This window comes from Frateuria sp., from assembly GCF_035695185.1.
GTDB lineage: Bacteria > Pseudomonadota > Gammaproteobacteria > Xanthomonadales > Rhodanobacteraceae > Frateuria_A.
The window spans coordinates 1-26,476 of sequence record NZ_DASSES010000011.1 but is presented as its reverse complement, the minus strand read 5'-3'; the positions used below and the strand labels follow the sequence as shown (position 1 = coordinate 26,476).

24 protein-coding genes and 1 tRNA gene are annotated in these 26,476 nt (G+C 69.6%); 9 read left to right on the top strand and 16 right to left on the bottom strand.

Going from position 1 to position 26,476, the window contains the following annotated elements:
* The 4 genes from VFH59_RS00550 to VFH59_RS00535 form a co-directional block, all read left to right on the top strand.
* A partial coding sequence (locus tag VFH59_RS00550) for a hypothetical protein (protein WP_325162933.1) occupies positions 1-449 on the top strand: 449 nt, incomplete at its 5' end.
* A 214-nt stretch (positions 450-663) separates the two neighbouring features.
* Positions 664-2,271, top strand: a complete 1,608-nt coding sequence (locus VFH59_RS00545; protein WP_325162932.1) for a carboxyl transferase domain-containing protein — start codon at positions 664-666, stop codon at positions 2,269-2,271.
* Between the two features lie 82 nt (positions 2,272-2,353).
* The gene (locus VFH59_RS00540; protein ID WP_325162931.1) at positions 2,354-4,042 is read left to right on the top strand and encodes a molecular chaperone HscC; all 1,689 of its coding nucleotides are present in this window, start codon (positions 2,354-2,356) and stop codon (positions 4,040-4,042) included.
* Complete coding sequence (locus VFH59_RS00535; protein ID WP_325162930.1) at positions 4,042-5,436, top strand: J domain-containing protein; 1,395 nt, start codon at positions 4,042-4,044, stop codon at positions 5,434-5,436. Before VFH59_RS00540 ends, VFH59_RS00535 begins: the two co-directional genes overlap by 1 nt.
* 3 nt (positions 5,437-5,439) lie before the next feature.
* On the opposite strand, the gene VFH59_RS00530 is transcribed toward VFH59_RS00535, so the two are convergent.
* Genes VFH59_RS00530 through VFH59_RS00520 form a run of 3 tightly spaced genes read right to left on the bottom strand, consistent with a single transcriptional unit; the run spans position 5,440 to position 7,831 of the window.
* Entirely contained in the window at positions 5,440-5,745 is a 306-nt protein-coding gene (locus VFH59_RS00530) for a DUF6587 family protein (RefSeq protein WP_325162929.1), read from the bottom strand.
* Entirely contained in the window at positions 5,742-7,592 is a 1,851-nt protein-coding gene (gene feoB / locus VFH59_RS00525) for a ferrous iron transport protein B (protein WP_325162928.1), read from the bottom strand. The genes VFH59_RS00530 and feoB overlap by 4 nt, the downstream gene beginning before the upstream one ends.
* Complete coding sequence (locus VFH59_RS00520; protein ID WP_325162934.1) at positions 7,589-7,831, bottom strand: FeoA family protein; 243 nt, start codon at positions 7,829-7,831, stop codon at positions 7,589-7,591. The genes feoB and VFH59_RS00520 overlap by 4 nt, the downstream gene beginning before the upstream one ends.
* Positions 7,832-7,959: 128 nt before the next feature.
* Between VFH59_RS00520 and VFH59_RS00515 the strand changes: the two genes are divergently transcribed.
* On the top strand, positions 7,960-8,748 hold the full coding sequence (locus VFH59_RS00515) for an enoyl-CoA hydratase/isomerase family protein (protein WP_325162927.1): 789 nt from the start codon (positions 7,960-7,962) through the stop codon (positions 8,746-8,748).
* Between the two features lie 48 nt (positions 8,749-8,796).
* On the opposite strand, the gene VFH59_RS00510 is transcribed toward VFH59_RS00515, so the two are convergent.
* The 5 genes from VFH59_RS00510 to VFH59_RS00490 are packed head-to-tail and all read right to left on the bottom strand — an operon-like array spanning position 8,797 to position 13,528.
* Positions 8,797-9,399: a response regulator transcription factor gene (locus tag VFH59_RS00510; RefSeq protein ID WP_325162926.1), complete on the bottom strand. Its 603-nt coding sequence runs from the start codon at positions 9,397-9,399 to the stop codon at positions 8,797-8,799.
* Positions 9,396-10,577 (bottom strand): sensor histidine kinase, encoded by a 1,182-nt coding sequence (locus VFH59_RS00505; protein WP_325162925.1) that lies wholly within the window; start codon positions 10,575-10,577, stop codon positions 9,396-9,398. Before VFH59_RS00505 ends, VFH59_RS00510 begins: the two co-directional genes overlap by 4 nt.
* The gene (locus VFH59_RS00500) at positions 10,574-11,779 is read right to left on the bottom strand and encodes a sensor histidine kinase (RefSeq protein WP_325162924.1); all 1,206 of its coding nucleotides are present in this window, start codon (positions 11,777-11,779) and stop codon (positions 10,574-10,576) included. Before VFH59_RS00500 ends, VFH59_RS00505 begins: the two co-directional genes overlap by 4 nt.
* Before the next feature lie 35 nt (positions 11,780-11,814).
* Positions 11,815-12,600, bottom strand: coding sequence for an ABC transporter permease (locus VFH59_RS00495; RefSeq protein WP_325162923.1), 786 nt, complete (start codon positions 12,598-12,600; stop codon positions 11,815-11,817).
* 1 nt (position 12,601) lies between these two features.
* Entirely contained in the window at positions 12,602-13,528 is a 927-nt protein-coding gene (locus VFH59_RS00490) for an ABC transporter ATP-binding protein (protein WP_325162922.1), read from the bottom strand.
* Between the two features lie 269 nt (positions 13,529-13,797).
* Here VFH59_RS00490 and VFH59_RS00485 point away from each other — a divergent pair, with 269 nt between their 5' ends.
* On the top strand, positions 13,798-15,294 hold the full coding sequence (locus tag VFH59_RS00485) for an aminotransferase class III-fold pyridoxal phosphate-dependent enzyme (RefSeq protein WP_325162921.1): 1,497 nt from the start codon (positions 13,798-13,800) through the stop codon (positions 15,292-15,294).
* A 164-nt stretch (positions 15,295-15,458) separates the two neighbouring features.
* A complete protein-coding gene (gene upp / locus VFH59_RS00480) occupies positions 15,459-16,097 on the top strand; it encodes a uracil phosphoribosyltransferase (protein ID WP_325162920.1) in 639 nt (212 codons plus the stop codon).
* A gap of 142 nt (positions 16,098-16,239) precedes the next feature.
* Here the strand turns inward: upp and pip are convergent, their stop codons facing one another.
* Together pip and VFH59_RS00470 are read right to left on the bottom strand one after the other, a co-directional pair.
* On the bottom strand, positions 16,240-17,196 hold the full coding sequence (gene pip / locus VFH59_RS00475) for a prolyl aminopeptidase (RefSeq protein ID WP_325162919.1): 957 nt from the start codon (positions 17,194-17,196) through the stop codon (positions 16,240-16,242).
* Between the two features lie 108 nt (positions 17,197-17,304).
* Positions 17,305-18,687 (bottom strand): FAD-binding oxidoreductase, encoded by a 1,383-nt coding sequence (locus VFH59_RS00470; protein ID WP_325162918.1) that lies wholly within the window; start codon positions 18,685-18,687, stop codon positions 17,305-17,307.
* Between the two features lie 121 nt (positions 18,688-18,808).
* On the opposite strand from VFH59_RS00470, the gene serA reads away from it, so the two are divergent.
* Both serA and VFH59_RS00460 read left to right on the top strand, forming a co-directional pair.
* Complete coding sequence (gene serA / locus VFH59_RS00465) at positions 18,809-20,041, top strand: phosphoglycerate dehydrogenase (RefSeq protein ID WP_325162917.1); 1,233 nt, start codon at positions 18,809-18,811, stop codon at positions 20,039-20,041.
* Between the two features lie 386 nt (positions 20,042-20,427).
* The gene (locus VFH59_RS00460; RefSeq protein WP_325162916.1) at positions 20,428-21,426 is read left to right on the top strand and encodes an acyltransferase; all 999 of its coding nucleotides are present in this window, start codon (positions 20,428-20,430) and stop codon (positions 21,424-21,426) included.
* Between the two features lie 199 nt (positions 21,427-21,625).
* Here the strand turns inward: VFH59_RS00460 and VFH59_RS00455 are convergent.
* The 6 genes from VFH59_RS00455 to rplT form a co-directional block, all read right to left on the bottom strand.
* Positions 21,626-21,702 (bottom strand) — tRNA-Pro (locus VFH59_RS00455).
* A 67-nt stretch (positions 21,703-21,769) separates the two neighbouring features.
* Entirely contained in the window at positions 21,770-22,126 is a 357-nt protein-coding gene (locus VFH59_RS00450; protein WP_209618439.1) for a MerR family transcriptional regulator, read from the bottom strand.
* Positions 22,107-22,406 carry an integration host factor subunit alpha gene (gene ihfA / locus VFH59_RS00445; RefSeq protein WP_091333672.1) on the bottom strand — a complete coding sequence of 100 codons (300 nt, stop codon included), beginning with the start codon at positions 22,404-22,406 and terminating at the stop codon, positions 22,107-22,109. Before ihfA ends, VFH59_RS00450 begins: the two co-directional genes overlap by 20 nt.
* Before the next feature lies 1 nt (position 22,407).
* Positions 22,408-24,786 carry a phenylalanine--tRNA ligase subunit beta gene (gene pheT, locus VFH59_RS00440; RefSeq protein WP_325162915.1) on the bottom strand — a complete coding sequence of 793 codons (2,379 nt, stop codon included), beginning with the start codon at positions 24,784-24,786 and terminating at the stop codon, positions 22,408-22,410.
* Positions 24,787-24,808: 22 nt separating this feature from the next.
* Positions 24,809-25,804, bottom strand: a complete 996-nt coding sequence (pheS, locus tag VFH59_RS00435) for a phenylalanine--tRNA ligase subunit alpha (protein WP_325162914.1) — start codon at positions 25,802-25,804, stop codon at positions 24,809-24,811.
* Positions 25,805-26,058: 254 nt separating this feature from the next.
* A complete protein-coding gene (gene rplT, locus VFH59_RS00430; RefSeq protein ID WP_091333679.1) occupies positions 26,059-26,418 on the bottom strand; it encodes a 50S ribosomal protein L20 in 360 nt (119 codons plus the stop codon).
* Positions 26,419-26,476: the final 58 nt, after the last annotated feature.

Here is a 26,476-nt window from a genome sequence, read left to right as displayed (position 1 = left end):
AAAACGGCATTCCACGGCAAAGGAGATCCACCATGAAGTTGACGCGTACCCTACTCGCCTCCGCGCTCGTCGCGCTGCTGGCGGCTTGCAGCAACGGCGCGCAGGATTCCGCGCAGGACGCCCAGCAGTCGGCCGACCAGGCTCAGCAGTCCGCTGACCAGGCCCAGCAGGCTGCAGCGCAGACCCAGAGCCCGGCCGCCGACCAGGCTGCCCAGCAGGCCACCACCGAGGCCAACGCCGCCGGCCAGGCTGCCGACCAGGCCCAGCAGGCCGCCGCTGCCGCTTCGGCTGCCGCTCCGGCCAACAACGACATGTCCAAGGACGCCATGTCGCAGGCCAAGGACGCCGCCGACAACGCTGCGAACCAGGCCGACAAGGCTGCCAATGCGGCCAAGGACGCCGCCGACAATGCCAAGGATGCTGCCGACGACAAGAACAAGGGTCACTGATCCTTCTGTTCGTCCGATCGGAAAAAACCGGCCGCTTGCGGCCGGTTTTTTTATGCGCGTCTTTTTTGTACTCGGCGCCATTGACCGCACGCGATACAGGCGCCGGTTATCATCCCGGGTTTGGCCGATGCGTTTCGTTTCGCATGGCCGACGCAAGCCCATGGAAGAGCACCGCCGCGGCGGTCCCCGAACAAACGAGCAAGAGTCCAGCCTGATGACCACCATTGCTTCGCAGATCGATACCCGCTCGCCCGATTTCCAGGCCTCGAGTGCCGCCTTGCGCGGGCTGGTCGAGGACCTGAAGGCGCAGCTCGCGCGCCATGCCGAAGGTGGCGGTGCCAAGGCGCGCGAAAAGCACACCGCGCGCGGCAAGCTGCTGCCGCGCGAGCGTATCCGCGCCCTGCTCGACCCCGGCTCGCCGTTCCTCGAGCTCTCGCCGCTGGCCGCCCACGGCATGTACGAGGACGCCGCACCCGCGGCCGGCATCATCACCGGCATCGGCCGCGTCGCCGGTATCGAGGTGGTGGTGGTCGCCAACGACGCCACGGTCAAGGGCGGCACCTATTTCCCGATGACGGTGAAGAAGCACCTGCGCGCGCAGGAAGTGGCGCTGGAGAACCGACTGCCGTGCATCTACCTGGTCGATTCCGGCGGCGCGTTCCTGCCACTGCAGGACGAGGTCTTCCCGGACAAGGAACACTTCGGCCGCATCTTCTACAACCAGGCGTGCATGTCCGCGCTCAACATCCCGCAGATCGCCGTGGTGATGGGCAGCTGCACCGCCGGTGGCGCCTACGTGCCGGCGATGAGCGACGAGACCATCATCGTGCGCGAACAGGGCACGATCTTCCTGGGCGGTCCGCCGCTGGTGAAGGCGGCCACCGGCGAGGTGGTCGACGCCGAGACACTGGGCGGCGCGGACGTCCATACGTCCGTCTCGGGCGTCGCCGATCACTACGCGGAGAACGACGCGCACGCGCTTGCCATCGCACGTGACGTGGTGGCCAGCCTCAACCGACGCAAGGCCATGCCGCTGGCGCTCAAGACCCCGCTCGAGCCGAAGTACCCGGCCGAGGAGCTGTACGGGGTGATTCCGCAGGACACGCGGCGCCCGTTCGACATCCGCGAAGTGATCGCGCGCATCGTGGACGGCTCTGAATTCCACGAGTTCAAGGCACGCTACGGCAAGACGCTGGTCACCGGCTTCGCGCACATCCACGGCTACCCGGTGGGCATCGTCGCCAACAACGGCATCCTGTTCGCCGAGAGCGCGCTCAAGGGCGCGCACTTCATCGAACTGTGCAACCAGCGCAACGTGCCGCTGGTGTTCCTGCAGAACATCACCGGCTTCATGGTCGGCAAGAAGTACGAGCAGGCCGGCATCGCCAAGGACGGCGCCAAGATGGTGACCGCCGTGGCCTGCTCGCACGTGCCCAAGTTCACCGTGGTGATCGGCGGCAGCTTCGGCGCCGGCAACTACGCCATGTGCGGCCGCGCCTACGGCGCCCGCTTCCTGTGGATGTGGCCCAACGCGCGGATCAGCGTGATGGGCGGCGAGCAGGCCGCCAGCGTGCTCGCCACGGTCAAGCGCGACGGGCTGGAGGCCGCCGGCAAGGCCTGGAGCGCGGACGAGGAGGATGCCTTCAAGGCGCCGATCCGCGAGCAATACGAACGCCAGGGGCATCCCTACTACGCCAGTGCGCGGCTGTGGGACGACGGCATCATCGACCCGGCCGACACCCGGCGGGTCCTCGGCCTGGCGATCTCCGCCTCGATGAACGCGCCGATCGAGCCGCAGCGTTTCGGCGTGTTCCGCATGTAGCCCCCTCGGCGGGAGCGCACCCGCACGCGATGGGAGCCTCCCGCCGGCGCTGTGTAAACTCTCCCGTACAGGGAGGATCCGGATGATCGTCGGTATTGATCTTGGCACGACCCACTCGTTGATCGGCTGCTACGGCGAATCCGGTCCGCGCCTTTTCCCCAACGCCCTGGGCGAGTTCCTCACGCCCTCGGTGGTCAGCCTCGACAGCGACGGGCACGCCCTGGTCGGCCAGGCCGCGCGCGATCGGCTGGTCAGCCATCCCGACGCCTCCGTGGCCAGCTTCAAGCGCTGGATGGGGACCGCCCGCGAGACGCGGCTGGGCGAGCGCGCGTTCCGGCCCGAGGAGCTCTCGGCACTGGTCCTGCGCGCCTTGCTGGCCGACGCCGAAGCAGCCACCGGCGAGAAGATCACCGAGGCGGTGATCAGCGTCCCGGCCTATTTTTCCGACGCCCAGCGCAAGGCGACCCAGGCAGCCGGCACGCTGGCCGGCATCAAGGTCGAGCGCCTGATCAACGAGCCGACCGCCGCCGCGCTGGCCTACGGCCTGCAGGAACGGCCGGATGGCTCGCGCTTCCTGGTGTTCGACCTCGGCGGCGGCACCTTCGACGTGTCGGTGCTGGAGATGTTCGACGGCGTGGTCGAAGTGCACGCGAGCGCGGGCGACAACTTCCTCGGTGGCGAGGACTTCCTCGACGCGATGGAGCGGGCCTTCCTGGCCGACCGCGGCCTGCGCGCCGACACGCTGGACGCCGCGGCGCGCGGCACGCTGCGCCAGCGCCTGGAAAGCGCCAAGCGCAGCCTGGGTGGCCCCGCGGCCGCGGAGGTGCGTGTCACGCTGGGTGACGCCACCCACGAGTGGCGCATCGACGAGGCGCGCTTCGCGCAGCTGGCCGAGCCGCTGGTGCAGCGCATGCGCGCGCCGCTCGAGCGCGCCATGCGCGACGCACGCCTGCAACCCGCCCAGCTGAACGAGATCGTGCTGGTCGGCGGCGCCAGCCGCATGCCGCTGGTCTCGCGGATGGTCTCGCGGATGTTCGGTCGCCTGCCCCTGCGGCACGTCAATCCCGACCAGGCCATCGCCCTGGGCGCGTGCGTGGCGGCCGGGCTCAAGGCGCGCGACCGGCGGCTGGATGAGGTGGTGCTGACCGACGTCTGCCCCTACTCGCTCGGCACCGCGGTGGCGCGGCGCGATGCGCAGGGGCGGGCCCAGGGTGGCTTCTTCGAGCCGATCATCCATCGCAATACGGTGGTCCCGGTCAGCCGCGAGCAGGAATTCCTGCCGATCAACGAAGGCCAGAAACAGCTGCGCCTGGACGTCTACCAGGGCGAGAGCCCGCTGGTGGAAAAGAACATCAAGCTCGGCGAGCTGGAAGTCGCCATCGACGCCACCCGGCCGGTGCACGAGAACGCAGTCGCCGTCCGCTTCACCTACGACGTCAACGGCGTGCTGCAGGTCGAGGCCCAGGTGCGCTCCACCGGCAAACGCTACGAGCTGGTGCTGGAGCAGAACCCGGGCCTGCTCGATGCGGCGCAGATCCGCCAGCGCCTGCAGGCGCTCGAGGAGATCAAGATCCACCCGCGCAGCAAGCAGGAGAACCTCGCCGTGCTTTCGCGCGCCGAACGGCTCTACGAGGAGTACCTGGGCGCCCGCGCCCAGGTGCAGGCGTGGATCGCCCAGTTCCGCGCGGTCCTGGAAACCCAGGACGAGCTGCTGATTCGCGAGCATCGGCTGGAGCTGGGGCGCGCCCTGGATTCGCTGGAGACGGTCTGATGTGGCCGTTCGGCGAACTCGGTCTCGCGGTCGACGCCGACGAGCGCGCGATCAAGCGCGCCTATGCCGCGCGCCTGCGCCAGACCCGGCCCGAGGACGACCCGCAGGGCTTCCAGGCGCTGCACGCGGCCTACCAGGCGGCGCTGGCATCCTGCCGGCGACGGGAGGTCGTGCCGGCCGAAGCGGCACGGCCGGTGGCGCCGATGCCTGCCCCGGACGACCCGCCGGCACCCGCCCGGCCCGCCATCACCGTGCCGCCCCTGCCGGCAGCCTGCTTCGACCTCGACGGGTTCGTGCAGGAGGCCATCAGCCTTGCCGGCGCCGGCAATCCGACCGCGCTGGATCGCTGGCTGCGCGGCATCGAAGCGCTATGGTCGCTGGATACCAAGGCCCGGGCCGGCCACGCGCTGGTCAGCGCGTTCTATCGCCAGGTGCCGCCGATGCCGGAAGCCTGCCTCGATGCGCTGCTGGCCTTCTTCGGGCTGGACAACACCCTTACCGGCCACGACCCGCTGGCGCTGCACCAGCTGCGCCGACGCATGGACCTGGCCTTCCATCTGATGCCCGCCCGACGCAGCCAGCTGGCAGGCAGGTTGCGCATGGATGCCCGGCCCGCGCGGCGGACGCTCGATGAGGTGCTGGGCCAGCTCCAGCGGCCGTTCCGCTGGCCGCAGGTCCTCCTGCGTGGACTCTTCCCCGCGTTTGGCCGGGAGATCGGCAAGCTGGTGCAGTGCCTGTGCGGCGGGCACCTCGAACTGCTGCCGGCCGGGATCGACCGTCGCCAGCTGGATTTCTGGCTCCGCGCCGCGGACGTCCGCTTCATCAGCCGGCCGCGGCTGGTCCTGGCCGGTGCGCGCACGCTCGTGGCGCTGCTGCTCAGCCTTCCCGTAGGGTTGCTCTTCGGCTGGGTCGCGGCCGGGCCGGGCGGTGGCATCGATGCGGCCCCCGTGGGTGCCACGGCTCTCGTCGTGGCGCTGGTTTGCGTGCTGTTCTTCCTCTTTGCCGCCTGGGCGCAGCTACTGCGCTGGCAGGTTGGCCCCGCGCCCGCCGGGCGCTGGCCGGGCAGGCTTCACCTGGCCCTGGTGCCGCTGCTCACCGGCGTCGGGCTGGTGATGGAATACATGGTGGACACGCCCCTGGCCGGCTGGCCGATGCTGCTGCTGGCGACCTGGCTGGCCCTGGCCCGCGCCCTGCGCGGGCTGGACATCCCGGGCAGCGTGCGCACCTGGCTCTGGATCGGCGCCGTGATGATCTCGCCGGTGGCGCGCGTGCTGGCCGCGTCCGGCCTGCAGCCGGAATGGTTCACCGGCGTGTTCGCCGGGATCGCGCTGTGCGGTTGGGCCGCGGCCCTGTGGCGCCAGCGTCGCGCCTGGCGTCCGGCCCGGGTGCGCTGAAGCTCAACGCCCGCGCTGGCGAAATTCCAGCGGCACCGCCTCGTCCCGGCCCGCGGGCGCCGGTGCGCAGCCGCCGCAACTGGAGCAGCCGTCGCCGCTGCCGCAGCCCCCGCGCCTGGCCTCGTCCGGCTGCAGCCACTGCCCCAGGCGGCGCAGGGGAGCGCTGCGGCCCGGACGGTCCATGGCCGCCGAGAGCCGCGCCTGGACCCGCTTGGCCGTCCTCGGCAGCAGTTTGCGGAAGGCCACGAGCAGGCTGGCCAGCAAGGCCAGGGCCAGCACCACCGCCTGCACGATCCCGAAGGCGCTCATGAGAGCACCCGCGCGAGCTGGTAGGTGAGCAGCGAGGCGAGGTAGGCCAGGCCGAACAGGTAGCCGGCAGTGATCGCCACGTTGCGCCAGGCATTGGTCTCGCGACGGATCACGGCGAGCGTGGACATGCACTGCGGCGCGAACACGTACCAGGCCAGCAGGCTGAGCGCCGTGGCCAGCGACCACTGGTGCGCGATCAGCGGCCCGAGCTGGTTGGCGATGGTGTCGTCGCTGCCGGACATCGCATAGACCGTCCCCAGCGCGGAGACCGCCACCTCGCGTGCGGCCAGTCCCGGCACCAGCGCGATGCAGATCTGCCAGTTGAAGCCGATTGGCGCGAACACGTAGTGCAGCGCGTGGCCCAGCCGCCCGGCCAGGCTGTAGTCGATCGCCGGCCCGCTGGCGCCCGGCGGCGGCCCCGGGAAGCTGGAGAGGAACCACAGCAGCACGGTGAGTGCCAGGATGATGCCGCCCACGCGCTTGAGGAAGATCTTGGCGCGCTCCCACAGGCCCAGCGCCACGTCGCGCACGTTGGGCAGGCGGTAGGACGGCAGTTCCATCAGCAGCGCGTGCTCGCTCTTGTCCTTGCGCAAGCGCTTGATCACGAACGCCACCGCCAGCGCACTGACGATGCCGGCCACGTACAGCGTGAACAACACCACGCCCTGCAGGTTGAACACGCCCCACACGGTGCGGTGCGGGATGAACGCGGCGATCAGCAGCGTGTAGACCGGCAGCCGCGCCGAGCAGGTCATCAGCGGCGCGACCAGGATGGTGGTCAGCCGGTCGCGCGGGTCGGTGATGCTGCGCGTGGCCATGATGCCGGGAATCGCGCAGGCGAAACTCGACAGCAGCGGGATGAACGCGCGCCCGGTCAGGCCCGCCTTGAACATCAGCTTGTCGAGCAGGAACGCCGCGCGCGGCAGGTAGCCGGACTCCTCCAGCACCAGGATGAACAGGAACAGGATCAGGATCTGCGGCAGGAACACCAGCACCGCGCCCAGGCCGGCGAAGATGCCGTCGTTGAGCAGGCTGTGCAGGGCGCTGTGCGGCGGCAGCGCCGAGGTCACCCAGGTGCCCAGTGTGCCGACGCCCGCCTCGATGGCGTCCATGACCGGCTGCGCCCAGGAGAACACCGCCTGGAAGATCAGGAACATCAGCACCGCCAGGATGCCCAGCCCGAACACCGGGTGCAGCGCCCAGCGGTCGATCGCGTCGTCCAGCGCGTCGGTGGCGCGGGGCATGGTCACCGTGGCGGCCATCAGCGCGCGCACCTGCGCGTGCAGGTCGGCGCGGCTGGCCGCGTCGTCCGGTTCGGCCGGCGCGGCCAGCGGCACCTCGCCGTCGACGCGCTCGATCAGCGCCCGGGCCCCACCGCGCCGGACCGCGACGGTTTCCACCACCGGCAGCCCCAGCCGCGCCTGCAACCCCGGCACGTCGATCGCGATGCCGCGCCGGCGCGCCGTGTCCATCATGTTGAGCGCCAGCACCACCGGCCGGCCCAGGCGCTTGACCTCGAGCACGAAGCGCAGGTGCAGGCGCAGGTTGGTGGCGTCGGCGACGCAGACGATCAGGTCCGGCGCCGGCTCGCCCGGATAGCGGCCCTCGCAGACGTCGCGGGTGATCTGTTCGTCCGGGCTGGCCGCGTCGAAGCTGTAGGTGCCCGGCAGGTCGAGCAGTTGCAGCACGCGGCCGGAGGGCGCCACGAAGCGGCCTTCCTTGCGCTCGACCGTGACCCCGGCGTAGTTGGCGACCTTCTGTCGCCCGCCGGTGAGCTGGTTGAACAGCGCGGTCTTGCCGCAGTTGGGGTTGCCGACGAGCGCGATGCGCAGGCTTTGCGCGCTCATGCGGCCTCCGCCTTGACGTAGACGCGCGCCGCCTCGCTGCGGCGCAGCGCAAAGCGGGTCGAGCCGATCTGGATCAGCAGCGGATCGGCTCCCAGCGGGCCACGGGCCACCACGCGCACCGGCTCGCCGTCGACGAAGCCGAGGTCGCGCAGGCGCTGCGCGATGGGATCGCCGGCATGGGCATCATCAACGCGGGCAACCACGGCGGGCGAACCTTTGGGCAAGTCGGAGAGGCGCACGGGCGGGAAAATGGAATAAGAATGGTTCGCATTATAGGACAACTCCCTTTATCCGCGCTGAGGCGCCGGCGGCCGGGGGCTTCCCCGCGCAGTCGCTACAATCCGGCGTTTCCGCAGGGAGTCCGCGCATGTCCGCCATCCTCGTCACCGACCGCGCCGGCGTGCGCCAGATCGCCATCGACCGCCCCGAAGTGCACAACGCCTTCGACGACGTCCTGATCGGCGAACTCACGGCCGCGCTGATCGAGGCCGGGCGCGACGATGCGGTGCGCGCCGTGGTGCTCACCGGCACCGGCGCGAGCTTCTCCGCCGGCGCCGACCTGAACTGGATGCGCGGCATGGCGGCGGCCAGCAAGGCGGAAAACCGCGACGACTCGCTGCGCCTGGCCGCCCTGGTGCGGACGTTGCAGTTCCTGCCCAAGCCCACCATCGCGCGCGTCAACGGCGCCGCCTACGGCGGTGGCGTGGGCCTGATCGCCGCCTGCGACATCGCCATTGGCGCCGAAGGGGCCAGGTTCGGCCTGACCGAGGTGAAGCTCGGCCTCGTGCCCGCAGTGATTTCGCCCTACGTGGTCGCCGCCATCGGCGTGCGCCAGGCGCGCCGGCTGTTCCTCACCGGCGAGGTCTTCGACGCGGCCGAGGCCTGCCGCATCGGCCTGCTCCACCGCGTGGTGCCGGCGGAGGGGCTGGACGAGGCGGTCGGGTTCACGCTGAAGCTGCTGGGCAAGGCCGGGCCGAACGCGCAGCGCGAGGCCAAGCGGCTGGCGCTGCGCATGGCGGGCATCGACGAGCGGGGCGCCGGTGCGCTCGACGCCGACAACGCCGAGCTGATCGCGCGCCTGCGGGTCTCGGATGAGGGCCAGGAAGGCCTGGGCGCCTTTCTCGACAAGCGCGCGCCCGGCTGGATCCAGCCGTAAGGCCGCAGGGCCACCTCCGAGGGCGTCCCTGCCGGGCAGGATCCCCGATTACAGCCAGCCCTTCTGCCGGGCCAGCCGAAACGCCTCGATGCGGTTGCCCGCACCGAGCTTGCCGATGGCCTCGGACAGGTAGTTGCGCACGGTGCCGTGCGAGAGGTTGAGCCGCGTGGCGATGTCGCCGGCCGAGAGTCCCTCGCCCGCCAGGCGCAGGACCTGGCGCTCGCGATCGTTGAGCGGGTCGGCCTCGGTCCAGGCTTCCAGCGCCAGCTGCGGGTCGATGGCGCGGCCGCCGCGATGCACCGTGCGCAGCGCTTCGGCCAGATTCTCGGCAGGGGCGTCCTTGAGCAGGTAGCCGGATACGCCCGCGTCCAGCGCGCGACGCAGGAAGCCCGGGCGCGCGAAGGTGGTCACGATGATCACCTTCATCGGCAACTCGTGCCGCTGGATGCGCTGGGCCAGTTCCAGCCCGGTCAGGCCGGGCATCTCGATGTCGGTCACCAGCACGTCCGGCTTGAGCCGCTGCAGGTCGCGCCAGGCCGCCTCGCCGTCGGCGGAGGAACCGAGCACCTCGATGTCGCTTTCCAGGTTGAGCAGCGCCGACAGCGCCCCGCGCACCATCGCCTGGTCCTCGGCCAGCAGCACGCGGATCATGCCCGGCCCCCGGCGGACGGCAGCGCTACCGTCGCGTCGGCGCGCTGCAACGCGGCGGTCGCGCGCGCCTGCAGCGGCACGCGGATCGAGAGCAGCGTGCCCCGTCGCGGCGGCGATTCGATCGAGAGCGTGCCGCCCAGGCCGCGCACGCGCTCGCGCATGCCACTGACGCCGTTGCCGTGGGCAGCCAGCCCGCCCTTCCCGTTGTCGCCGATCCGCATGCCTATCCCGCTGCCGTCGATGGAGAGGGCCACGCTGGCGCGCGTGGCGCGTGCGTGGCGATGGATGTTGGTCACCGCCTCACGCAGCACCAGCGCCAGCGGCGCCTCGACGTGCCCGGGCAGGTCGAGGCCTTCGGGCAGCTCGCCGTCGAGCATGACGCCGGAGGCTTCCAGCATGAGCCGGGCGGAGGTCAGTTCGGCGGCCAGGTCGCTGCGGCGCATGCCGGTCACCGCAGCGCGCACCTCGGCCAGCGCATGGCGCGCGACGCGCTCGACCTCCTCCATCTCGCGCTGCGCGCGCGCCGGTTCAGCCAGTGCCAGGCGCTTGCCGAGCTCCGACTTCAATGCCACCAGCGACAGCGTGTGCCCGAGCAGGTCGTGCAGGTCGCGGCCGATCCGCTCGCGCTCGGCGAGGATCGCCAGCCGCCGCACTTCCGATTGCGACAGGCGCAGTTCGGCGTCCTTGCGTGCACTGAACATGTAGGCCACGTTGCTGAAACCGCCGAACAGCCCCGCCATCACCACCGCGAGCGCCTGGCCGAAAGGGTCGCCGAACGCCCATGCCTTGACCAGCGCCAGGGTGCCGATGATCGCGACGCTCGCCAGCCACCGTCGCCACGAAGGCGAGAACGCCGACAGCACGGCGGCCAGCGCCAGCAGCACGAAGCCGAAGGGGTTGCAGACCCACAGCGCCAGCGCCGTCGCCGCCATCCCGGCGACATACCAGGCGTGGTGCCGGCGAGGCCCGACATAGACACGCGAGTACAGGTACACGAACACCGGCACGGCCAGCAGCGTGGGCACCAGCCAGGTCCCCGTGGCGTGCCCGACGGACAGTGGCCCCTGGAACACCGCCACCAGCGCGAACAGCGAAAGGCCGGCCTGCCAGCGCATGGACAGCGGCGAGCGCAACTGGGCAAGCAGCGAATCGGGCGCCGGCGTGAACAGCCGCATCATGGACGAGCCTCCGCTGCCATCGGGGTCTCGCCGACCGGTGCGGCCGGCGTGCCCGCCGGGGCGGCAGCGGCCTGCAGCGAAGCGGCCGGCAGTGGTACCACCACCCGCAGGCGCGTGCCCTGCCCCTGCTGCGAGTGGATCTGCAGGCGCCCCCCGAAGGCGCGCACGCGCTCGCGCATGCCGGTCAGGCCGTTGCCTTCCTCCAGCACGCCACCGCGGCCGTTGTCCGACACCGTCAGGCACAGGCCACCGTCGATGCATTCGAAGGCGACGCTGGCGCGCGTGGCTGCCGCGTGGCGTGCGATGTTGGTGGCCGCCTCGCGCAGCACCAGCGCCAGGCCGCGTTCGACCTCGGCCGGCATGCAGGGTGGCTGCCCGTAATCCAGGTGCACGGCGGAGGATTCCAGCAGCAGCCGCGCCGACGCCAGCTCGGCCGCCAGGTCGGTCGCCCGGATGCCGGTCACCGCGGCGCGCACCTGCGTCAGGGCATGCCGCGCCACCTTTTCGGCCTCGATCACCTCGCGCCGGGCGGCTTCGGTGTCGCGGTCGAACAGCTTGCGCGACAGCTCCAGCTTGAGCGTGATCAGCGAGAGCGTGTGGCCGAGCAGGTCGTGCAGGTCGCGCCCGATCCGTTCGCGTTCGGCGGTTGCCGCGAGCCGGCGCACCTCCTCGTGGGACAGCTTGAGGGCCGCGTCCTTCTCGTGCTCGATCCGCTCGACGTGGGTCACCAGGCCGATGATCAGCGTCATGCAGGGAATCGCCAGCATCGCCTGCCAGGCGTAATGGGCCTGCCAGGCCATCAGCAGGAACAACCCGTTGAGCATGAGCAGCCGCAACAGGAACGGCAGGAAGCGCCGGCTCGCCAGGCTGCACGACACGCAACCGTAGATGAAGTAGCTGACGCCGCTCGCATAGACCGGCACCAGCACCAGCCCGAATACCGCTAACGCCAGCGCATAGTTGGAGGCCTTGCCGCGCGGCGCCAGGAACACCTTGGCGAACAGCGCCACGAACACCGGGTAGGTGAGCACGGTCAGCCCCAGCCAGCGCCAGCTGTACTGGTTGTCGAACACCGGGGTGATGAACACCCAGGCGGACCACAGCAGGTGCACGCTCTCGGCCCAGGGCGACTTGCCCTGGCGCTGGATCTCGGCGATGCGCGAGTCCGGCGCGGGCGTGAACCATGCGCGTAGCAGTCTCATCGGGCGTTCCTGGCCGGGCGTCCGGGCATGCTACTTCAACCGTGCCGACGGAGCCGACGCGCCGCCAGCAGCAGGAACGCGGCGGCGAAGCCGAGCAGCACCAGCACGTGCCCGGGCAGGGCGTCCTGCGGCATGCCGACCGCCGCGAGCGCGAGGCGGTCCAGGTGGTAGCTCGGCCACAGCGGCGCGATCTGCTGCAACACCCGGGGCAGCATCGGCAGCGGGAACCACAGGCCGGACAGGAACGCCATCGGCAGGTAGACCAGGTTGAGCAGGCCCGGGCCACCCTGCCCCTTGACCAGCGTGCCGATGTACATGCCGAGGGCGCAGAACGGCAGCACGCCGAGCACGCCGGTCACGAGCAGTGCGCCGGCCTGCCCCGGCGACAGCGACACGTGCGCGATCTGCGAGAGCCCGAGCAGGAGCAGCACCACGAAGGCGGCCGCGCCCATCGCCATCACCATCTTGCCCATCAGGTAGGCGCCGGGCGGCATCGGCAGCGCGCGTTTGAGCGTGAGCAGGCCGCCGTCGCGCTCCAGCGCCAGCGACACGCCGAAGCCGAACAGGCCCGGGCTCATCACGCCGAAGGTGGCGTAGCTTGCCAGCAGGTAGCGCGCCGCGTCGGTGCCCTCGCCCCGGGCCATCAGCACGCCGAACACCAGGTAGAACATGCCCGGGAACAGGGTGATCGGCAGCATGAAGCTGGGGGCACGCAGGTAGCGCAGGCACTCGCTGCGCGCTTCGGCGAGGTAGGCGCCCAGTACGCGGCCGGGCGGCATGCCGCCATTGTCCTCGAGCGGATCGAAGGGAACGGTATCCATGTCAGGCTGCCTCGCGCTGGTCGGTGGACGATGCTTCGGGCTCACGGGTCAGTTCGGTGAACGCTTCGGCCAGGCCGGCGCGCTGGACTTCCAGTTCGCGCAGCCAGGCGTCGTTCTGCAGCAGGCGCAACACCACCACTTCGGCCTCCGCGGTGGTCAACTGCAGGCGACCGCCTTCCACGCGGACCTCCGCCACCTCCGGCCAGGCGGCGACCGTTTCCGGCAGCAGGGTGCTGATGCAGCGGATGCGCCTGACGCCGACGCGGGCACGCAACTCGTCCACCGTGCCTTCGTGGATCGCGCGGCCGCGGGCCATCACGCAGACGCGATCGGCCAGTGCCTCGGCCTCCTCCAGGTAGTGCGTGGTCAACAGGACCGAGCAGCCCTCGGCGACCAACCGGCGGATCGCCGCCCACAGCGCCTGGCGCGCTTCGATGTCCATGCCGACGGTGGGTTCGTCCAGGAACAGCAGGCGCGGACGCCCGCACAGCGCGAGCGCGAACTGCACGCGCCGCTGCTGGCCGCCGGAGAGCTTGCCGTAGGGCCGGTCCAAAAGGTCTTCCACCGCGGCCAGCTCGGCCGATTCCTGCAGCACGCGGGGATTGGCGTAGTAGCTCGCGGTGAGCCGCAGCAGCTCGCGCACGCGCAGGGTCGGCGGCAGCGTGGCGCTCTGCAGCATCACGCCGATCCGCCGGCGCGCCTCGACCCGCTGCGGATCGAGCCCGAACAGCTCGACCTCGCCCGCGTCGGCCCGGTGCAGGCCGAGCAGCAGGCCGATGGCGGAGGACTTGCCGGCGCCGTTGGGGCCGAGCAGGGCGAGCAGCTCGCCGCGGTGCAGCGCGAGGTCCAGGCCGTCGACGGCGGTGAGCGCGCCGTAGCGCTTGACCGCGCCGCGCAGGCGCGCGACCGGGGTGGCGGACATGTCCATGCGACCTCCTTGGTATGGACGCAAACATTAGGCACGGCAAGGCCTTGCGGACACTGGTCGGCGTCAGCCCGCGCTGGTGACAGCCGTCATGCGGGGTTACGGCGGAGCCGGGCGCACGGTATCCTTGGGTTTATCCCCGGCCCCGCCAGGCGTGCTTCGCACGGCGCAACGACGGGCCCGCACAACCGCATGCGCCACCAGTCGCGCGTGCCCCGCAATCACCGCCAGCGGCGCCACCCCGGCGCCGGCCGGCCACGAGGAGGACTGCCATGGGTGTGATCGATCAGCTGCGCGAGATGCGCGAATTCGGCGGCAAGCCACGTACCGTCGGCCTGGACGACGCCAGCATCGAGCGCATGGCGGCCAGCCAGCCGCAACTGGTGCAGGCGGTCGACGAGGCCCTGGCCCGCCACCGCGAGCTGTGTGCGGAGCTGGGCGATTTCCTCAAGCTGGACGAGTCCGAGCAGTTGACCAGGGCCCAGGCCGGCTACGTCAACTTCTATCCTGACGACGCCATCAACCCGTACCTGCCGGCCGCCGCGCGCGGCCCGTGGATCGTGACGCTCAAGGGCGCCGTGCTGCACGACAACGGCGGCTACGGCATGCTCGGCTTCGGCCACAACCCGCCGGCCATCCTCGAGGCGCTGGCGCAGCCGCAGGTGATGGCCAACGTGATGTCGCCAAGCGTCTCGCAGCTGCGCTTCACCCGCGCGATGGACAAGGAACTGGGCCGCAGCCGTGGCGCCAACCCGTACAAGCACTACCTGTGCCTGAACTCGGGCTCCGAGGCGGTTGGCCTGGCCTGCCGCATCGCCGACGTCAACGCCAAGCTGATGACCGACACCGGCGGCCGTTACGCCAACCGCGCGATCAAGCGCCTGTCGGTGCGCGGGGCCTTCCACGGCCGCACCGACAAGCCGGCGCTGTATTCCGATTCCACCCGCAAGACCTACCAGCAGCACCTGGCCAGCTACCGCCACGAGGACACCCTGCTCACGGTGGCTCCCTACGACGTGGAGCAGCTCAAGGCCGCCTTCGCCGATGCCGACAAGCACGGCTGGTTCATCGAGGCGATGTTCCTGGAGCCGGTGATGGGCGAAGGCGACCCCGGCCGGGCGGTGACGCCGGAGTTCTACAAGGCCGCGCGCGAACTGACCGAAGCCCACGGCACGCTGCTGCTGGTCGACTCGATCCAGGCCGGCCTGCGTGCGCACGGCGTGCTGTCGATAGTCGATTACCCGGGCTTCGAGAACCTGCCGCCGCCGGACATGGAGACCTTCTCCAAGGCGCTCAACGCCGGCCAGTACCCGCTGTCGGTGCTGGCGGTCAGCGACCGTACCGCCGGGCTGTACCGCAAGGGCATCTACGGCAACACCATGACCACCAACCCGCGCGCGCTCGACGTGGCGCTGGCCACGATGGAGCTGCTCACCGACGAGGTGCGCACCAACATCCGCGCCCGCGGCGAGGAATTCGTCGCCAAGCTCAACAAGCTCAAGGACGAACTGGGCGGGCTGATCACCAAGGTGCAAGGCACCGGCCTGCTGTTCTCCTGCGAGCTGGCGCCGCAGTTCAAGTGCTTCGGGGAAAGCTCGACCGAGGAGTACATGCGCGAGCACGGCGTGGGCGTGATCCACGGCGGCGCCAACTCGCTGCGTTTCACTCCGCACTTCAACGTGACCAGCGCCGAGGTCGACCTGGTCGTCGACCACGTGCGCCAGGCGCTGCTGAAGGGCCCGCGCAAGCAGGCCGCCGAGGCGGCCTGAGCGCTTGATCGATCGAGGGGCGCGTCGGCGACGGCGCGCCCTTTTTCATGCCCGGCGAACGCTATCCTGCCGGGCGCGCCTTGCGCACGACCGGGATGGCGTGCGCAGCGAGTGGCAGCCCTGTCACCCCTGCAAGGTCGCGCGAGCCATTGAGGAATCCCCGCATGCCCGTCATCGAAGTCCGCCACCCGTTGATCCGCCACAAGCTCGGCCTGATGCGCCGCGCCGGCATCAGCACCAAGGAATTCCGCGAGCTCGCCTCCGAAGTGGCCGCCCTGCTCACTTACGAGGCGACCAAGGACCTGGAGACGCTGGAAGAATCCATCGAAGGCTGGGCCGGTCCGGTCAGGGTCGAGCGCATCAAGGGCAAGAAGATCACGATCGTGCCCATCCTGCGCGCAGGCCTGGGCATGCTGCCGGGCGTACTCGACATGATCCCCTCGGCCAAGGTCAGCGTCGTCGGCGTGCAGCGCGACGAGGCCACGCTGGCGCCGGTGGCCTATTACGAGAAGCTGAGCGGCAGCATGCACGAGCGCACTGCGCTGATCGTCGACCCGATGCTCGCCACGGCCGGCACGCTGGTGGCGACCGTCGACATGCTCAAGGCGGCCGGCTGCCGGCGGATCAAGGGATTGTTCCTGGTCGCCGCGCCCGAGGGCCTGGAGCGCATCGGGGCCACGCATCCGGACGTGGAGATCTTCACCGCCTCGATCGACGAGCGGCTCAACGACAAGGGCTACATCCTGCCCGGGCTGGGTGACGCCGGCGACAAGATCTTCGGCACGAAGCAGCTACCGGGTTAGGCCTTCTCAGGGGGGGCTCCGGCCCGCCTCCATCTTCCCGCGCACCTGGAGCCCGGAGTTACGCGACGCTCTTGCGGCTGGTTCGGGGCGAGCGCTGCCCCTCGCCCCGACCCTCTCCCGGAGGGGAGAAGGAGCTGAAGCGCTAGCGTTTGAAGCGGTCGGTGGCCTCGACCAGTTCGTGCGTGATGCCCGGCTCGAACGCCGAGTGCCCCGCATCCTGCACGATGCGCAGGTCCGCTTCCGGCCAGGCGCGGTGCAGGTCCCACGCGCTGCGGATCGGGCACACCACGTCGTAGCGCCCCTGCACGATCACGGTCGGGATCCGGCGGATACGGTCGACGTTGCGCAGCAACTGGTCGTCGTGCTCGAAGAAGCCGCCGTGCACGAAGTAGTGGCACTCGATCCGCGCGAAGGCCAGCGCGAATTCGTCCTCGCCGCTGCTGGCGATGTAGCCCGGATCCTGGAACAGGAAGCTGGTGCCGGCCTCCCAGGTCGACCACGCCCGCGCGGCCTCCAGGCGGGTGGCCGCGTCGGGGCTGGTGAGGCGCCGATGGTAGGCACTCATCAGGTCGCCACGCTCGGCCTCCGGGATCGCCGCCAGGTAGGCCTCCCAGGCATCCGGGTAGAGCGCGTCGCAGCCCTTCTGGTAGAACCACTCCAGCTCCGAACGGCGCAGCATGAAGATGCCGCGCAGCACCAGCTCGGCGACCTTGTCCGGATGGGTCTGCGCATAGGCCAGCGCCAGCGTGGAGCCCCAGGAGCCGCCGAACACCTGCCAGCGGGCGATCCCCAGGTGTTCGCGCAGCCGCTCGATGTCGGCCACCAGGTCCCAGGTGGTGTTGTCGGTGAGCTCGGCGTGCGGCGTCGAGCGCCCGCAGCCGCGCTGGTCGAACAGGATGATGCGGTAGGCCGCCGGATCGAAGAAGCGCCGGCAGCGCGGACTCGCGCCTGCGCCGGGCCCGCCATGCAGGAACACCACCGGCTTGCCGTCGGGGTTGCCGCTCTGCTCGTAGTAGATCGTATGCAGCCCGGACACCGGCAGCATGCCGCTGTCATAGGGCTCGATCTCCGGATACAGCGCGCGGCGTTCCTGGTTCATGCCTTCGATCTCGAGGAAATGGGAAGCGGCCAAGGCTAGCACGCGGCCCCAGGCCCAACAGCGTCGGCTGGGCATGGCCGGGGGCGCGGGTCGCGCCCGGTGGCACTCCTAGACAAGCTTGCCCGGGTTGAGGAGGCCGTTCGGATCGAATACCGTGCGCATCCCGCGCATCAGCGCGATCTCCGCCGCGCTGCGCGTGCTTCCCAGGTACGCCCGCTTGACCAGCCCGATGCCGTGCTCGGCGGAGATGCTACCGCCATGGCGCTGCAGCGTATCGGCCAGCAGCTTCGTCACGCGCTCGCAGTGGGCGATGAATTCGGCCGGCTGCATGTCTTCGGGCGGCAGCACGTTGATGTGCAGGTTGCCGTCGCCGATGTGGCCGAACCAGACCACCTCCATCCGCGGGTATTCGCGCGCCAGCAGGGCCTGCATCTCGCGCAGGAACGCCGGCATCGCGCCGATGCGCAGCGCAATGTCGTTCTTGTAGGGCTTGCGTGGCGCCAGGCTTTCGGTGATGCCCTCGCGAAGCCGCCAGAGCGTGGCCGCCTGCGCTTCGCTCTGCGCGATCACCCCGTCGCTGATCCAGCCCTCGCGCACGCCGTCCTCGAAGGCGAGCAGCGCGGCGTGCATGTCGTTGTCGTCCAGTGCGTCGTACTCGGCCACCACGTAATACGGCAGGTCGGCATCGATCGCGCGCTGCGCGCCGTGCGCCAGCACGTGGCGCAGCGCGACGTCGGTGAAGAACTCGAACGCCTGCAGCTTCAGCCGCGCGCGGAACAGCCCGAACACCTGCATCAGCGCGTCCATGTGCGGCAGCGCCAGCAGCATGGTCTGCGCCGGCGGCGACGGGTCGGTGAGCTTCAGCTGCGCCCCCACCACCACGCCCAGCGTGCCCTCCGAGCCGACCATCAGATGGCGCAGGTCGTAACCACTGGAGTTCTTGATCAGGCCGCGGTTGAGCTCGAGTCGCTCGCCGTTGCCGGCGATCACGGTCAGGCCGGCGATCCACTCGCGCGTGGTGCCGTAACGGATTACCCGGATGCCGCCCGCATTGGTGGCGACGTTGCCGCCGATCGTGCAGGAGCCGCGTGCGGCAAAGTCCACCGGATAGAGCAGCCCGTGCGAGCGCGCCGCCTCGTGCACCGCCTGCAGGGTGATGCCGGCCTCGACCTCGAGCAGGCGGTCGGTGGCGTCGAAGCCGAGCACGCGGTTCATCCGCTCGAGGCTCAGCACCAGTTCGCCCTGCGCTGCCACGGCGCCACCGGACAGTCCGGTGCGACCGCCCGAGGGCACCAGCGCGACGCCGTGCTCGTTGGCCCAGCGCACGATCGCCTGCACTTCCTCGCCCGTGCCCGGCAAGGCCACCGCCAGCGGCGACGGGCCCCACCGGCGCGTCCAGTCACGCCCGTAATGGATCAGGTCGGCCAGTTCGGTCAGCAGGCGCAGCGAGGGAATGCGGGCGCCCAGGTCGGCGAGGCGGGGATCGGTCATGGCAGCTCCGGCGGGACTGCCAGCCTGCCAGAGCGGGGCCGGCGGGGTCCAGTGCTGCAGTGCCGCAAACGCAGCGGAGCTCTGGCATAGTAGCCCCACGCCCCGGCTCGGACTCGCTCCCATGAAGACCTCGTTTCCCAGGCAGGACATCCGCGTGCTGCTGCTCGAAGGTGTCAGCCGGAGCGCCGTGGAGACCTTCCGACACGCGGGCTACACGCAGGTCGAGATGCATCCGAAGGCGCTGCCGGAAGCCGAGCTGCGGGCCCGGCTGGCCGAGGCGCATATCGTGGGCATCCGTTCGCGCACCCAGCTCACGCCGGCGCTGCTGGAGCACGCCCGGCGCCTGATCGCGGTGGGCTGCTTCTGCATCGGCACCAACCAGGTGGAGCTGGGGACCGCGCGGCGGCTGGGCGTCCCGGTGTTCAATGCGCCCTATTCCAATACCCGCAGCGTGGCCGAGCTGGTGGTAGCCGAGGCCATCATGCTGCTGCGGGGCATCCCGCAGAAGAACATGCAGTGCCATCGCGGCGGCTGGTCGAAATCGGCGGCGGGCAGCTACGAGGCGCGCGGCAAGGTACTGGGCATCGTCGGCTATGGCCACATCGGCACCCAGGTCGGCGTGCTGGCGGAGAGCATGGGCATGCATGTGCTGTTCCACGACATCGAGTCCAAGCTGGCGCTGGGCAATGCGCGCGCGGCGGCGAGCCTGGACGACGTGCTGGAAGCGGCCGACGTGGTCACCCTGCACGTGCCCGACACGCCGGCCACCCGGATGATGATCGGCGCCGAACAGCTTGCACGAATGCGGCGCGGCTCGCTGCTCATCAACGCCTCGCGCGGCAGCGTGGTGGACATCGACGCACTGGCCGCGGCGCTGTTCAAGGGACATCTCGCCGGCGCGGCCGTGGACGTCTTTCCCTCCGAACCCAAGGGCAACGACGACACCTTCGCCTCGCCGCTGGTCGGCATGGACAACGTGATCCTCACCCCGCACATCGGCGGCAGCACGCTGGAGGCGCAGGACAACATCGGCATCGAGGTGGCGAGCAAGCTGGTGCGCTACAGCGACAATGGCTCGACCCTGTCGGCGGTGAACTTCCCGGAGGTCGCGCTGCCCGAGCATCCGCACAGCCGGCGCCTGCTGCACATCCACCGCAACGTCCCCGGCACGCTGTCCCGAATCAACGAGCTTTTTTCGGCCGGCAACATCAACATCAATGCGCAGTTCCTGCAGACCGACGCCGAAGTCGGCTACGTAGTGATCGACGTCGCCGCCGACGTGGCGCAGACACAGGCGCTGAAGGAGCAGATGGCGGCGATTCCGGGGACGTTGAAGACCCGCGTTCTGTATTGATGGCAACGCCCGTGCCTTCTCCCGATGACTCCAGGCGAGCGGTCCGAACGCGGCAATGCATCGACGGCCAGCAGTCGGATCGCCGCTTCCCATCGTTCGTGCAATAACTGCCGGCGCGCGTCCGTCATGGCGGGACGCCGTTTCCGGCCAGACCACGTCGGGCCGGTGCCCTGCCTTTCCGGCAGGCAATCGTGGCTGGAACAGTGCGGCGGAAAATGCGCCCCTCAGGCATGTCAGGGCTGTTGTATCGTGCAGCGATTCCTTGGTTGCCGGGGGCAAGGACCGATGGATGGATTCGGGCAGCTGTGCGTCGGGCGCAATCAGCTTCGGGCGGCAGGCAACCCCGGAGCGGGCTGCCCGCAAGGGGCCTCATGCGGGTCTGAAGGGTGAGGCGCGTCGAATCGCTCGACCACCTGCGCGGCCTGATGGCGGTGTCGGTGATGCTCTATCACTACCGGATGTGGCTGCTGCACGAGCAGTCCGGGCTGCTCGGGAAACTGGGCATCTATGCGGTCGCGACCTTCTACGTTCTGAGCGGCGCCAGCCTAGGCATGGTGTACCTGGAACGGCTGGGCACGCCCCGCGAGATCGCGGCATTCTGGATTCGCCGCCTGTTCCGCATCGTGCCGCTGTTCTGGCTGGTCACTGCCGCGACGCTGCTGGTGCGGGGAAGCCGCCATGATCCGCTGCTGAACTTCAGCCTGCTTTTCAGCGTGTTCGATCCGGCAGGAGCCATTGCCACCGGCGCATGGTCGATCGGCAACGAGCTGGTTTTCTACGCATTGCTGCCGTTGATCGCACTCGCCCCGCGCGCGGCGCTCGCGATCAGTGTCGTTCCAGCAGCGGCGTATGCCGGGTACCTGATCTCGGCAGATGCTTCCCTGGCCGCACAGTGGCCAGTGTACGTCCAGCCATTGAACAACCTTTTCCTGTTCGTCGGCGGAGTGGTTATCGCGTCGGCTCCACGCGTCCGCCATCCCCTTTTGATCGGGCTTCCGGCCGCCGTGGTGTTCTGCCTTTACCCGATGACCTCGCAAGTGCAATTGGCCACCGGCACCGGGCGACTGGTCATGTCGGCCGCAACCCTGGCGGTGGTGCTGGCGGTGTATCAGGCCAGACCGGCCCTCGGGGGCTGGGCTGCGCAAGGGCTGGGTTTCCTCGGGCAGAGCTGCTATTCGATCTATCTGCTGCACCCGATTGCATTCGGCATGACGCAGAGACTGCACGCGAGCGGGTGGCAGGCGTTCGCGGCCAGTACGGCCATCACGCTCGGCTTGAGCTGGATCAGCTACCGCCGCATCGAGCGGCCGATGATGGAATTGGGCGCAATGCTCAGCCAGCGCCTGGGACGAGGCGCGCCGGTGGGAAGATCCGGGACGCCTTAGGCGCGGTCGCGACGTGGCGATCGGGAACAAGATCGAGCTGCGGCGCCGGGCCTGGCAAGGAACCACCCAGCGAAGCTGGATGGTCGCACATCAGCGAGCACGTCCCGATGATGGGCCTCGGTGCCGCAGATATGTGGCATGCGGTCGAAGGCCGCGTGTTGGGCGGTTAGCGAAACCACCGGCCAGCGTGTGAGTAAATTGGTCGGGGCGGCCGGATTCGAACCGACGACCCTCTGCCCCCCAGGCAGATGCGCTACCAGGCTGCGCTACGCCCCGACGTGACTCGTGTGTTCGCCGCGTTCGCAGCGAACAGACGGCGAACTATAGCAGATGCCCAGGCGTTTCAGCGACGCAGCAGAGTCAGGATTTCCTCCAGCTCCATGCGCACCTGACGCACGATCTGGTGGGACATGCTGGACTCCATGCGGGCCTGCGGGCCTTCCAGCCGCGCACGGGCGCCGGTGATGGTGAAACCCTCGTCGTACAGCAGGCCACGGATCTGGCGGATCATCAGCACGTCGTGGCGCTGGTAATAGCGGCGATTGCCGCGGCGCTTCACCGGATTGAGCGCAGGGAATTCCTGCTCCCAGTAGCGAAGCACGTGCGGCTTGACCCCGCACAGCTCGCTGACCTCACCGATGGTGAAGTAGCGCTTGGCCGGGATCGCGGGCAGTTCGGTGTTATTCCCTTGGTCCAGCATAGCTCTCGACTCGCACCTTGAGTTTCTGCCCCGGACGGAACGTCACCACGCGGCGGGCGGAAATCGGAATCTCCTCGCCCGTCTTTGGGTTGCGACCCGGTCGCTGGTTCTTCTGACGCAGGTCGAAGTTGCCGAAGCCGGACAACTTCACCTGCTCGCCCCTTTCCAACGCTTCGCGGACGACCTCGAAATAGGCATCCACGAATTCCTTCGCCTCACGCTTGTTGAGGCCCACCTCGAGGAAAAGGCGCTCGGCCATCTCCGCCTTGGTCAGCGCCATCTCAACCTCGCAGTTTTGCCTTGCATGTCGACTCCAACGCAGCTACCGCATCACGCACGCAGCGGTCCGCGTCGTCGTCGGTAAGCGTGCGTGAAGCGTCCTGCAAAATCAAGCCCATAGCGAGACTCTTTCGGCCCGCGTCGACGCCCTTCCCGCTGTAGCGGTCGAACAGCCTGAGCTCCTGGAGCACGTCGCCGAGGGTGCCGCGGACGACCTGTTCGATCTGTGACCAGCGCACCTCTTCGGGCACTTCGACGGCGATATCCCGGCGCACCGAAGGGAAACGGGGCACCGCCCGCGCCTTGGGCAGGCGGCGCTCCAACAGCGGCGCCAGGGCCACCTCCAGCACGTGCACGTCCTGGGCCAGATCCAGCGCCCTGGCCAGTTGCGGGTGCAGCGCGCCGAGGTAGCCCACCGTCTCACCGTCCCGCGCGACACGGGCGCCGCGACCCGGATGCAGCCAGGCCGGCAGGCCATCGGCGTGCAGCGTCCAGCGTTCCCGCTCGCCACCCCAGGCCAGGAGCGCGTCCAGCTCGCCCTTGAGATCGAAGAAGTCGTAGGGGCGCGCCGATTCGGCCCATTGCTCGGCGCGTGCGCTGCCGCAGGCGGCGATGGCCAGGCTCGGGGTTTCCACCGGCGGATCGCCCGCAGCAAAGGCCCGGGCGACCTCGAACAGCCGCACGCGTTCCTGCTGGCGGGCACGGTTGTGGCGCAACGCCTCGACCAGGCCGGGCAGCAGCGAGGGGCGCATCACGGCCAGGTCCGCCGACAGCGGGTTGGCCAGCGGCACGAGATTCTCCGTGTACCCCCAACGGCCGAGCAGCTCGGCGCTGACGAATGACAGGTTGACCGCCTCGTAGTACTCGCGCGCGGCCAACTGCTCGCGCAGCGCGAGTTCACCGATGCGCGCCTCGGGCTCGGGCACGAGCGACAGCGCGCCGGCGGGCGTGTGGGTGGGAATGCGGTCGTAGCCATGGACGCGGGCGACCTCCTCGATCAGGTCCTCCTCGCGCTCGATGTCGAAGCGGCTGGTCGGCGCCGTCACCTGCCAGCCTTCGGCGGTGGGATGCACGGTCATGCCCAGCGCGGTGAAGATCCGCGTGACTTCCTCGTCCGGCACGGCAAGACCCAGCACCCGGGCCAGGCGCGCGCGGCGCAGCGTGAGCGTGGCGGGTCGGGGCAGGTCGGCCGGGTTCTCGGCGACCAGCACGGGACCGGCCTGGCCGCTGGCGATCGAGAGCAGCAGCTCGGTGGCGCGCTCCAGCGCGCGCCGCGGCAGCTCCGGGTCGACACCGCGTTCGAAACGGTGCGAAGCGTCGGTGTGCAGGCCGAGCTTGCGCGCGCGTCCCATGATCGCGGCCGGCGCGAAGTGCGCGGACTCGAGAAAGATGTCGGCGGTGGCGTCGGTGACGCGGGAATCGTGCCCGCCCATCACACCCGCGACGGCCAGGGGCTTCGTGCCGTCCGCGATCAGCAGGAAGCCCTCGTCCAGCTGCGCCTCGCTGCCGTCGAGCAACTTCAGCGTCTCGCCGGCGCGGGCATGCCGCACCACGATGTCGCCTTCGAGCGTGTCGTTGTCGAAGGCGTGCAGCGGCTGGCCGAGCTCGAGCATGACGTAGTTGGTGACATCGACCACCGCGCTGATCGGGCGCAGGCCGGCGCGGCGCAGGCGTTCGGCCAGCCACAGCGGCGAGCGCGCCGATGTATCGATGCCCTCGATGATGCGGCCGAGGTAGCGCGGCGCATCCTTGCCGGCTTCCAGGCGGATGCCGCGGCGCGCAGCGGAAGTCACCGGGGCCGGCTCCTGCACCGACACCAGCACGCGGCTGCCGAACAGTGCGGCCACGTCGTGCGCCAGCCCGACCAGGCCCAGGCAGTCGGGCCGGTTCGGCGTCAACTTGAGCTCGATGCTGGCGTCGGGCAGGCCCAGGAACTCCGCCAGCGGCTGGCCCGGCGGCGCATCGGCCGGCAGTTCCATCAGGCCGGAGGCATCCGCATCGATACCCAGCTCCCTGGCCGAGCACAACATGCCGGCCGATTCCACGCCCCTCAGCTTGGCGGCCTTGATCTTCACATCGCCCGGCAGGACGGCACCGATGGTCGCCAGCGGCGCCTTCAGGCCCACGCGGGCATTGGGTGCGCCGCAGACGATCTGCAACGGCTCGCCCGACCCCGCGGCGACCTTGCAGACTTTCAGGCGATCGGCTTCCGGATGCTTCTCGGCGGCGACGATTTCTCCCACCACCACGCCGGCCAGGCCCTCGCCCAGCACGGTCAGCTCTTCCACTTCCAGCCCGGCCATGGTCAGCGCGTGGGCCAGTTGGGCGCGGTCGGCCTGGATCTCGACCAGCTCGCGCAGCCAGTTCTCGGAGAATTTCATGGGTACTTTGTTCCTTGCCGGCTTACGCGAACTGCTTGAGGAAGCGCAGGTCGTTCTCGAAGAACGCGCGCAGGTCCGAGACGCCGTAGCGCAGCATGGCGAAACGCTCGACGCCCAGGCCGAAGGCGAAGCCGGTGTAGCGTTCCGGATCGATGCCGCAGTTGGCCAGCACCTTCGGGTGGACCATGCCGCAGCCGAGCACCTCCAGCCAGCGGCTCTGGCCATCACCGGTTTCCCAACGGATGTCCACCTCTGCCGAGGGTTCGGTGAACGGGAAATAGCTGGGGCGGAAGCGCATCTCGAAGTCGCGCTCGAAGAAGGCGCGCACGAACTCCGCCAGGGTCCCCTTCAGATCCGCGAAACTGGACGTCTCGTCGACCAGCAGGCCCTCGATCTGGTGGAACATCGGCGAGTGGGTCTGGTCCGAGTCGCTGCGATAGACCTTGCCCGGCGCGATGATGCGGATCGGCGGCTGGCGTCCCTGCATGGCACGGATCTGCACCGGCGAGGTATGCGTGCGCAGCAGGCGCCCGTCGCCGAAGTAGAAGGTGTCGTGCATTGCCCGCGCCGGATGGTGCGGCGGAAAGTTGAGCGCCTCGAAGTTGTGCCAGTCGTCCTCGATCTCCGGGCCTTCGGCGCGCTGGTAGCCCAGGCGGGCGAAGATCGCCGCAATGCGCTCGAGGGCGCGGGTGATCGGATGGATGCCGCCACGCTCGCCATCGCGGCCCGGCAGCGTGATGTCGAGCTTCTCGGAGGCCAGGCGGTGGTCGAGTTCGGCCTGTTCCAGCGACTGCTTGCGCGCGGCCAGCGCGTCGGCCAGGCGGTCCTTGACGCGGTTGACCTCGGCGCCGCGGGCCTTGCGCTCGTCGGGAGCGAGCGCGCCCAGCGATTTCAGCGCGGCGGTGACGACGCCGCTCTTGCCGAGCAGCCCCACGCGCAGAGCGTCGAGCGCGTCGAGCGTGTTGGCGCCTTCGATATCGGCCAAGGCCTGGGTTGCGCGGCTTTCCAGATCGTCCATCGGTGCGAGTTCCGCTGTTTGCTCTTGGCTCCCTCTCCCTCCGGGGAGAGGGTTGGGGTGAGGGGTCGCTCTTGCGTTGCTGCCACATAGAAGCGGCTTCGATGACGTCCAAGGCAAGCCTTGTCCCCTCACCTCAATCCACTCCCCGGAGGGGAGAGGAAGCGAACGCGAAAAGCGACGTTATTAAATAAAAACGGGGAGAAGGCGTTGGCCTTCTCCCCGCTTGATTTACAGCATACCGTCGGTGACGACGATCAAGCGGCCAGGCTGGCCTTCGCCTTTTCCGCGATGGCGCCAAACGCCTTGATGTCGTGCACGGCGATGTCCGCCAGCACCTTGCGGTCGATCGTGATGCCGGCCTTGGACAGGCCGTTGATCAGGCGGCTGTAGGACAGGCCGAACTGACGGGCCGCGGCGTTGATGCGCACGATCCACAGCGCGCGGAACTGACGCTTGCGCTGCTTGCGACCGATGTACGCGTACTGGCCGGCCTTGATGACGGCCTGGTTCGCGACGCGGAAGACCTTGCGACGGGCGTTGTAGTAGCCCTTCGCGCGGCCGATGATCTTCTTGTGACGACGACGGGCGGTAACGCCACGCTTTACACGAGCCATGGTGTTCTCCCCTTAGACGTACGGCAACATGCGAGCCACACCCTTGGTGTCGCACGCC

Excerpts from the sequence above, each read along its gene's own strand:
- VFH59_RS00515 (WP_325162927.1), top strand. The coding sequence starts at position 7,960 with ATGTCCGCCATCCTCGTCACCGACCGCGCCGGCGTGCGCCAGATCGCC.
- ihfA (WP_091333672.1), bottom strand. The coding sequence starts at position 22,406 with ATGGCGCTGACCAAGGCGGAGATGGCCGAGCGCCTTTTCCTCGAGGTG.
- feoB (WP_325162928.1), bottom strand. The coding sequence starts at position 7,592 with ATGAGCGCGCAAAGCCTGCGCATCGCGCTCGTCGGCAACCCCAACTGC.
- VFH59_RS00510 (WP_325162926.1), bottom strand. The coding sequence starts at position 9,399 with ATGATCCGCGTGCTGCTGGCCGAGGACCAGGCGATGGTGCGCGGGGCG.
- VFH59_RS00540 (WP_325162931.1), top strand. The coding sequence starts at position 2,354 with ATGATCGTCGGTATTGATCTTGGCACGACCCACTCGTTGATCGGCTGC.
- VFH59_RS00485 (WP_325162921.1), top strand. The coding sequence starts at position 13,798 with ATGGGTGTGATCGATCAGCTGCGCGAGATGCGCGAATTCGGCGGCAAG.
- VFH59_RS00545 (WP_325162932.1), top strand. The coding sequence starts at position 664 with ATGACCACCATTGCTTCGCAGATCGATACCCGCTCGCCCGATTTCCAG.
- VFH59_RS00505 (WP_325162925.1), bottom strand. The coding sequence starts at position 10,577 with ATGATGCGGCTGTTCACGCCGGCGCCCGATTCGCTGCTTGCCCAGTTG.
- VFH59_RS00470 (WP_325162918.1), bottom strand. The coding sequence starts at position 18,687 with ATGACCGATCCCCGCCTCGCCGACCTGGGCGCCCGCATTCCCTCGCTG.
- pip (WP_325162919.1), bottom strand. The coding sequence starts at position 17,196 with ATGAACCAGGAACGCCGCGCGCTGTATCCGGAGATCGAGCCCTATGAC.
- pheS (WP_325162914.1), bottom strand. The coding sequence starts at position 25,804 with ATGGACGATCTGGAAAGCCGCGCAACCCAGGCCTTGGCCGATATCGAA.
- rplT (WP_091333679.1), bottom strand. The coding sequence starts at position 26,418 with ATGGCTCGTGTAAAGCGTGGCGTTACCGCCCGTCGTCGTCACAAGAAG.
- VFH59_RS00490 (WP_325162922.1), bottom strand. The coding sequence starts at position 13,528 with ATGGACATGTCCGCCACCCCGGTCGCGCGCCTGCGCGGCGCGGTCAAG.
- VFH59_RS00450 (WP_209618439.1), bottom strand. The coding sequence starts at position 22,126 with ATGCTGGACCAAGGGAATAACACCGAACTGCCCGCGATCCCGGCCAAG.
- pheT (WP_325162915.1), bottom strand. The coding sequence starts at position 24,786 with ATGAAATTCTCCGAGAACTGGCTGCGCGAGCTGGTCGAGATCCAGGCC.
- serA (WP_325162917.1), top strand. The coding sequence starts at position 18,809 with ATGAAGACCTCGTTTCCCAGGCAGGACATCCGCGTGCTGCTGCTCGAA.
- VFH59_RS00495 (WP_325162923.1), bottom strand. The coding sequence starts at position 12,600 with ATGGATACCGTTCCCTTCGATCCGCTCGAGGACAATGGCGGCATGCCG.
- upp (WP_325162920.1), top strand. The coding sequence starts at position 15,459 with ATGCCCGTCATCGAAGTCCGCCACCCGTTGATCCGCCACAAGCTCGGC.
- VFH59_RS00530 (WP_325162929.1), bottom strand. The coding sequence starts at position 5,745 with ATGAGCGCCTTCGGGATCGTGCAGGCGGTGGTGCTGGCCCTGGCCTTG.
- VFH59_RS00500 (WP_325162924.1), bottom strand. The coding sequence starts at position 11,779 with ATGAGACTGCTACGCGCATGGTTCACGCCCGCGCCGGACTCGCGCATC.
- VFH59_RS00535 (WP_325162930.1), top strand. The coding sequence starts at position 4,042 with ATGTGGCCGTTCGGCGAACTCGGTCTCGCGGTCGACGCCGACGAGCGC.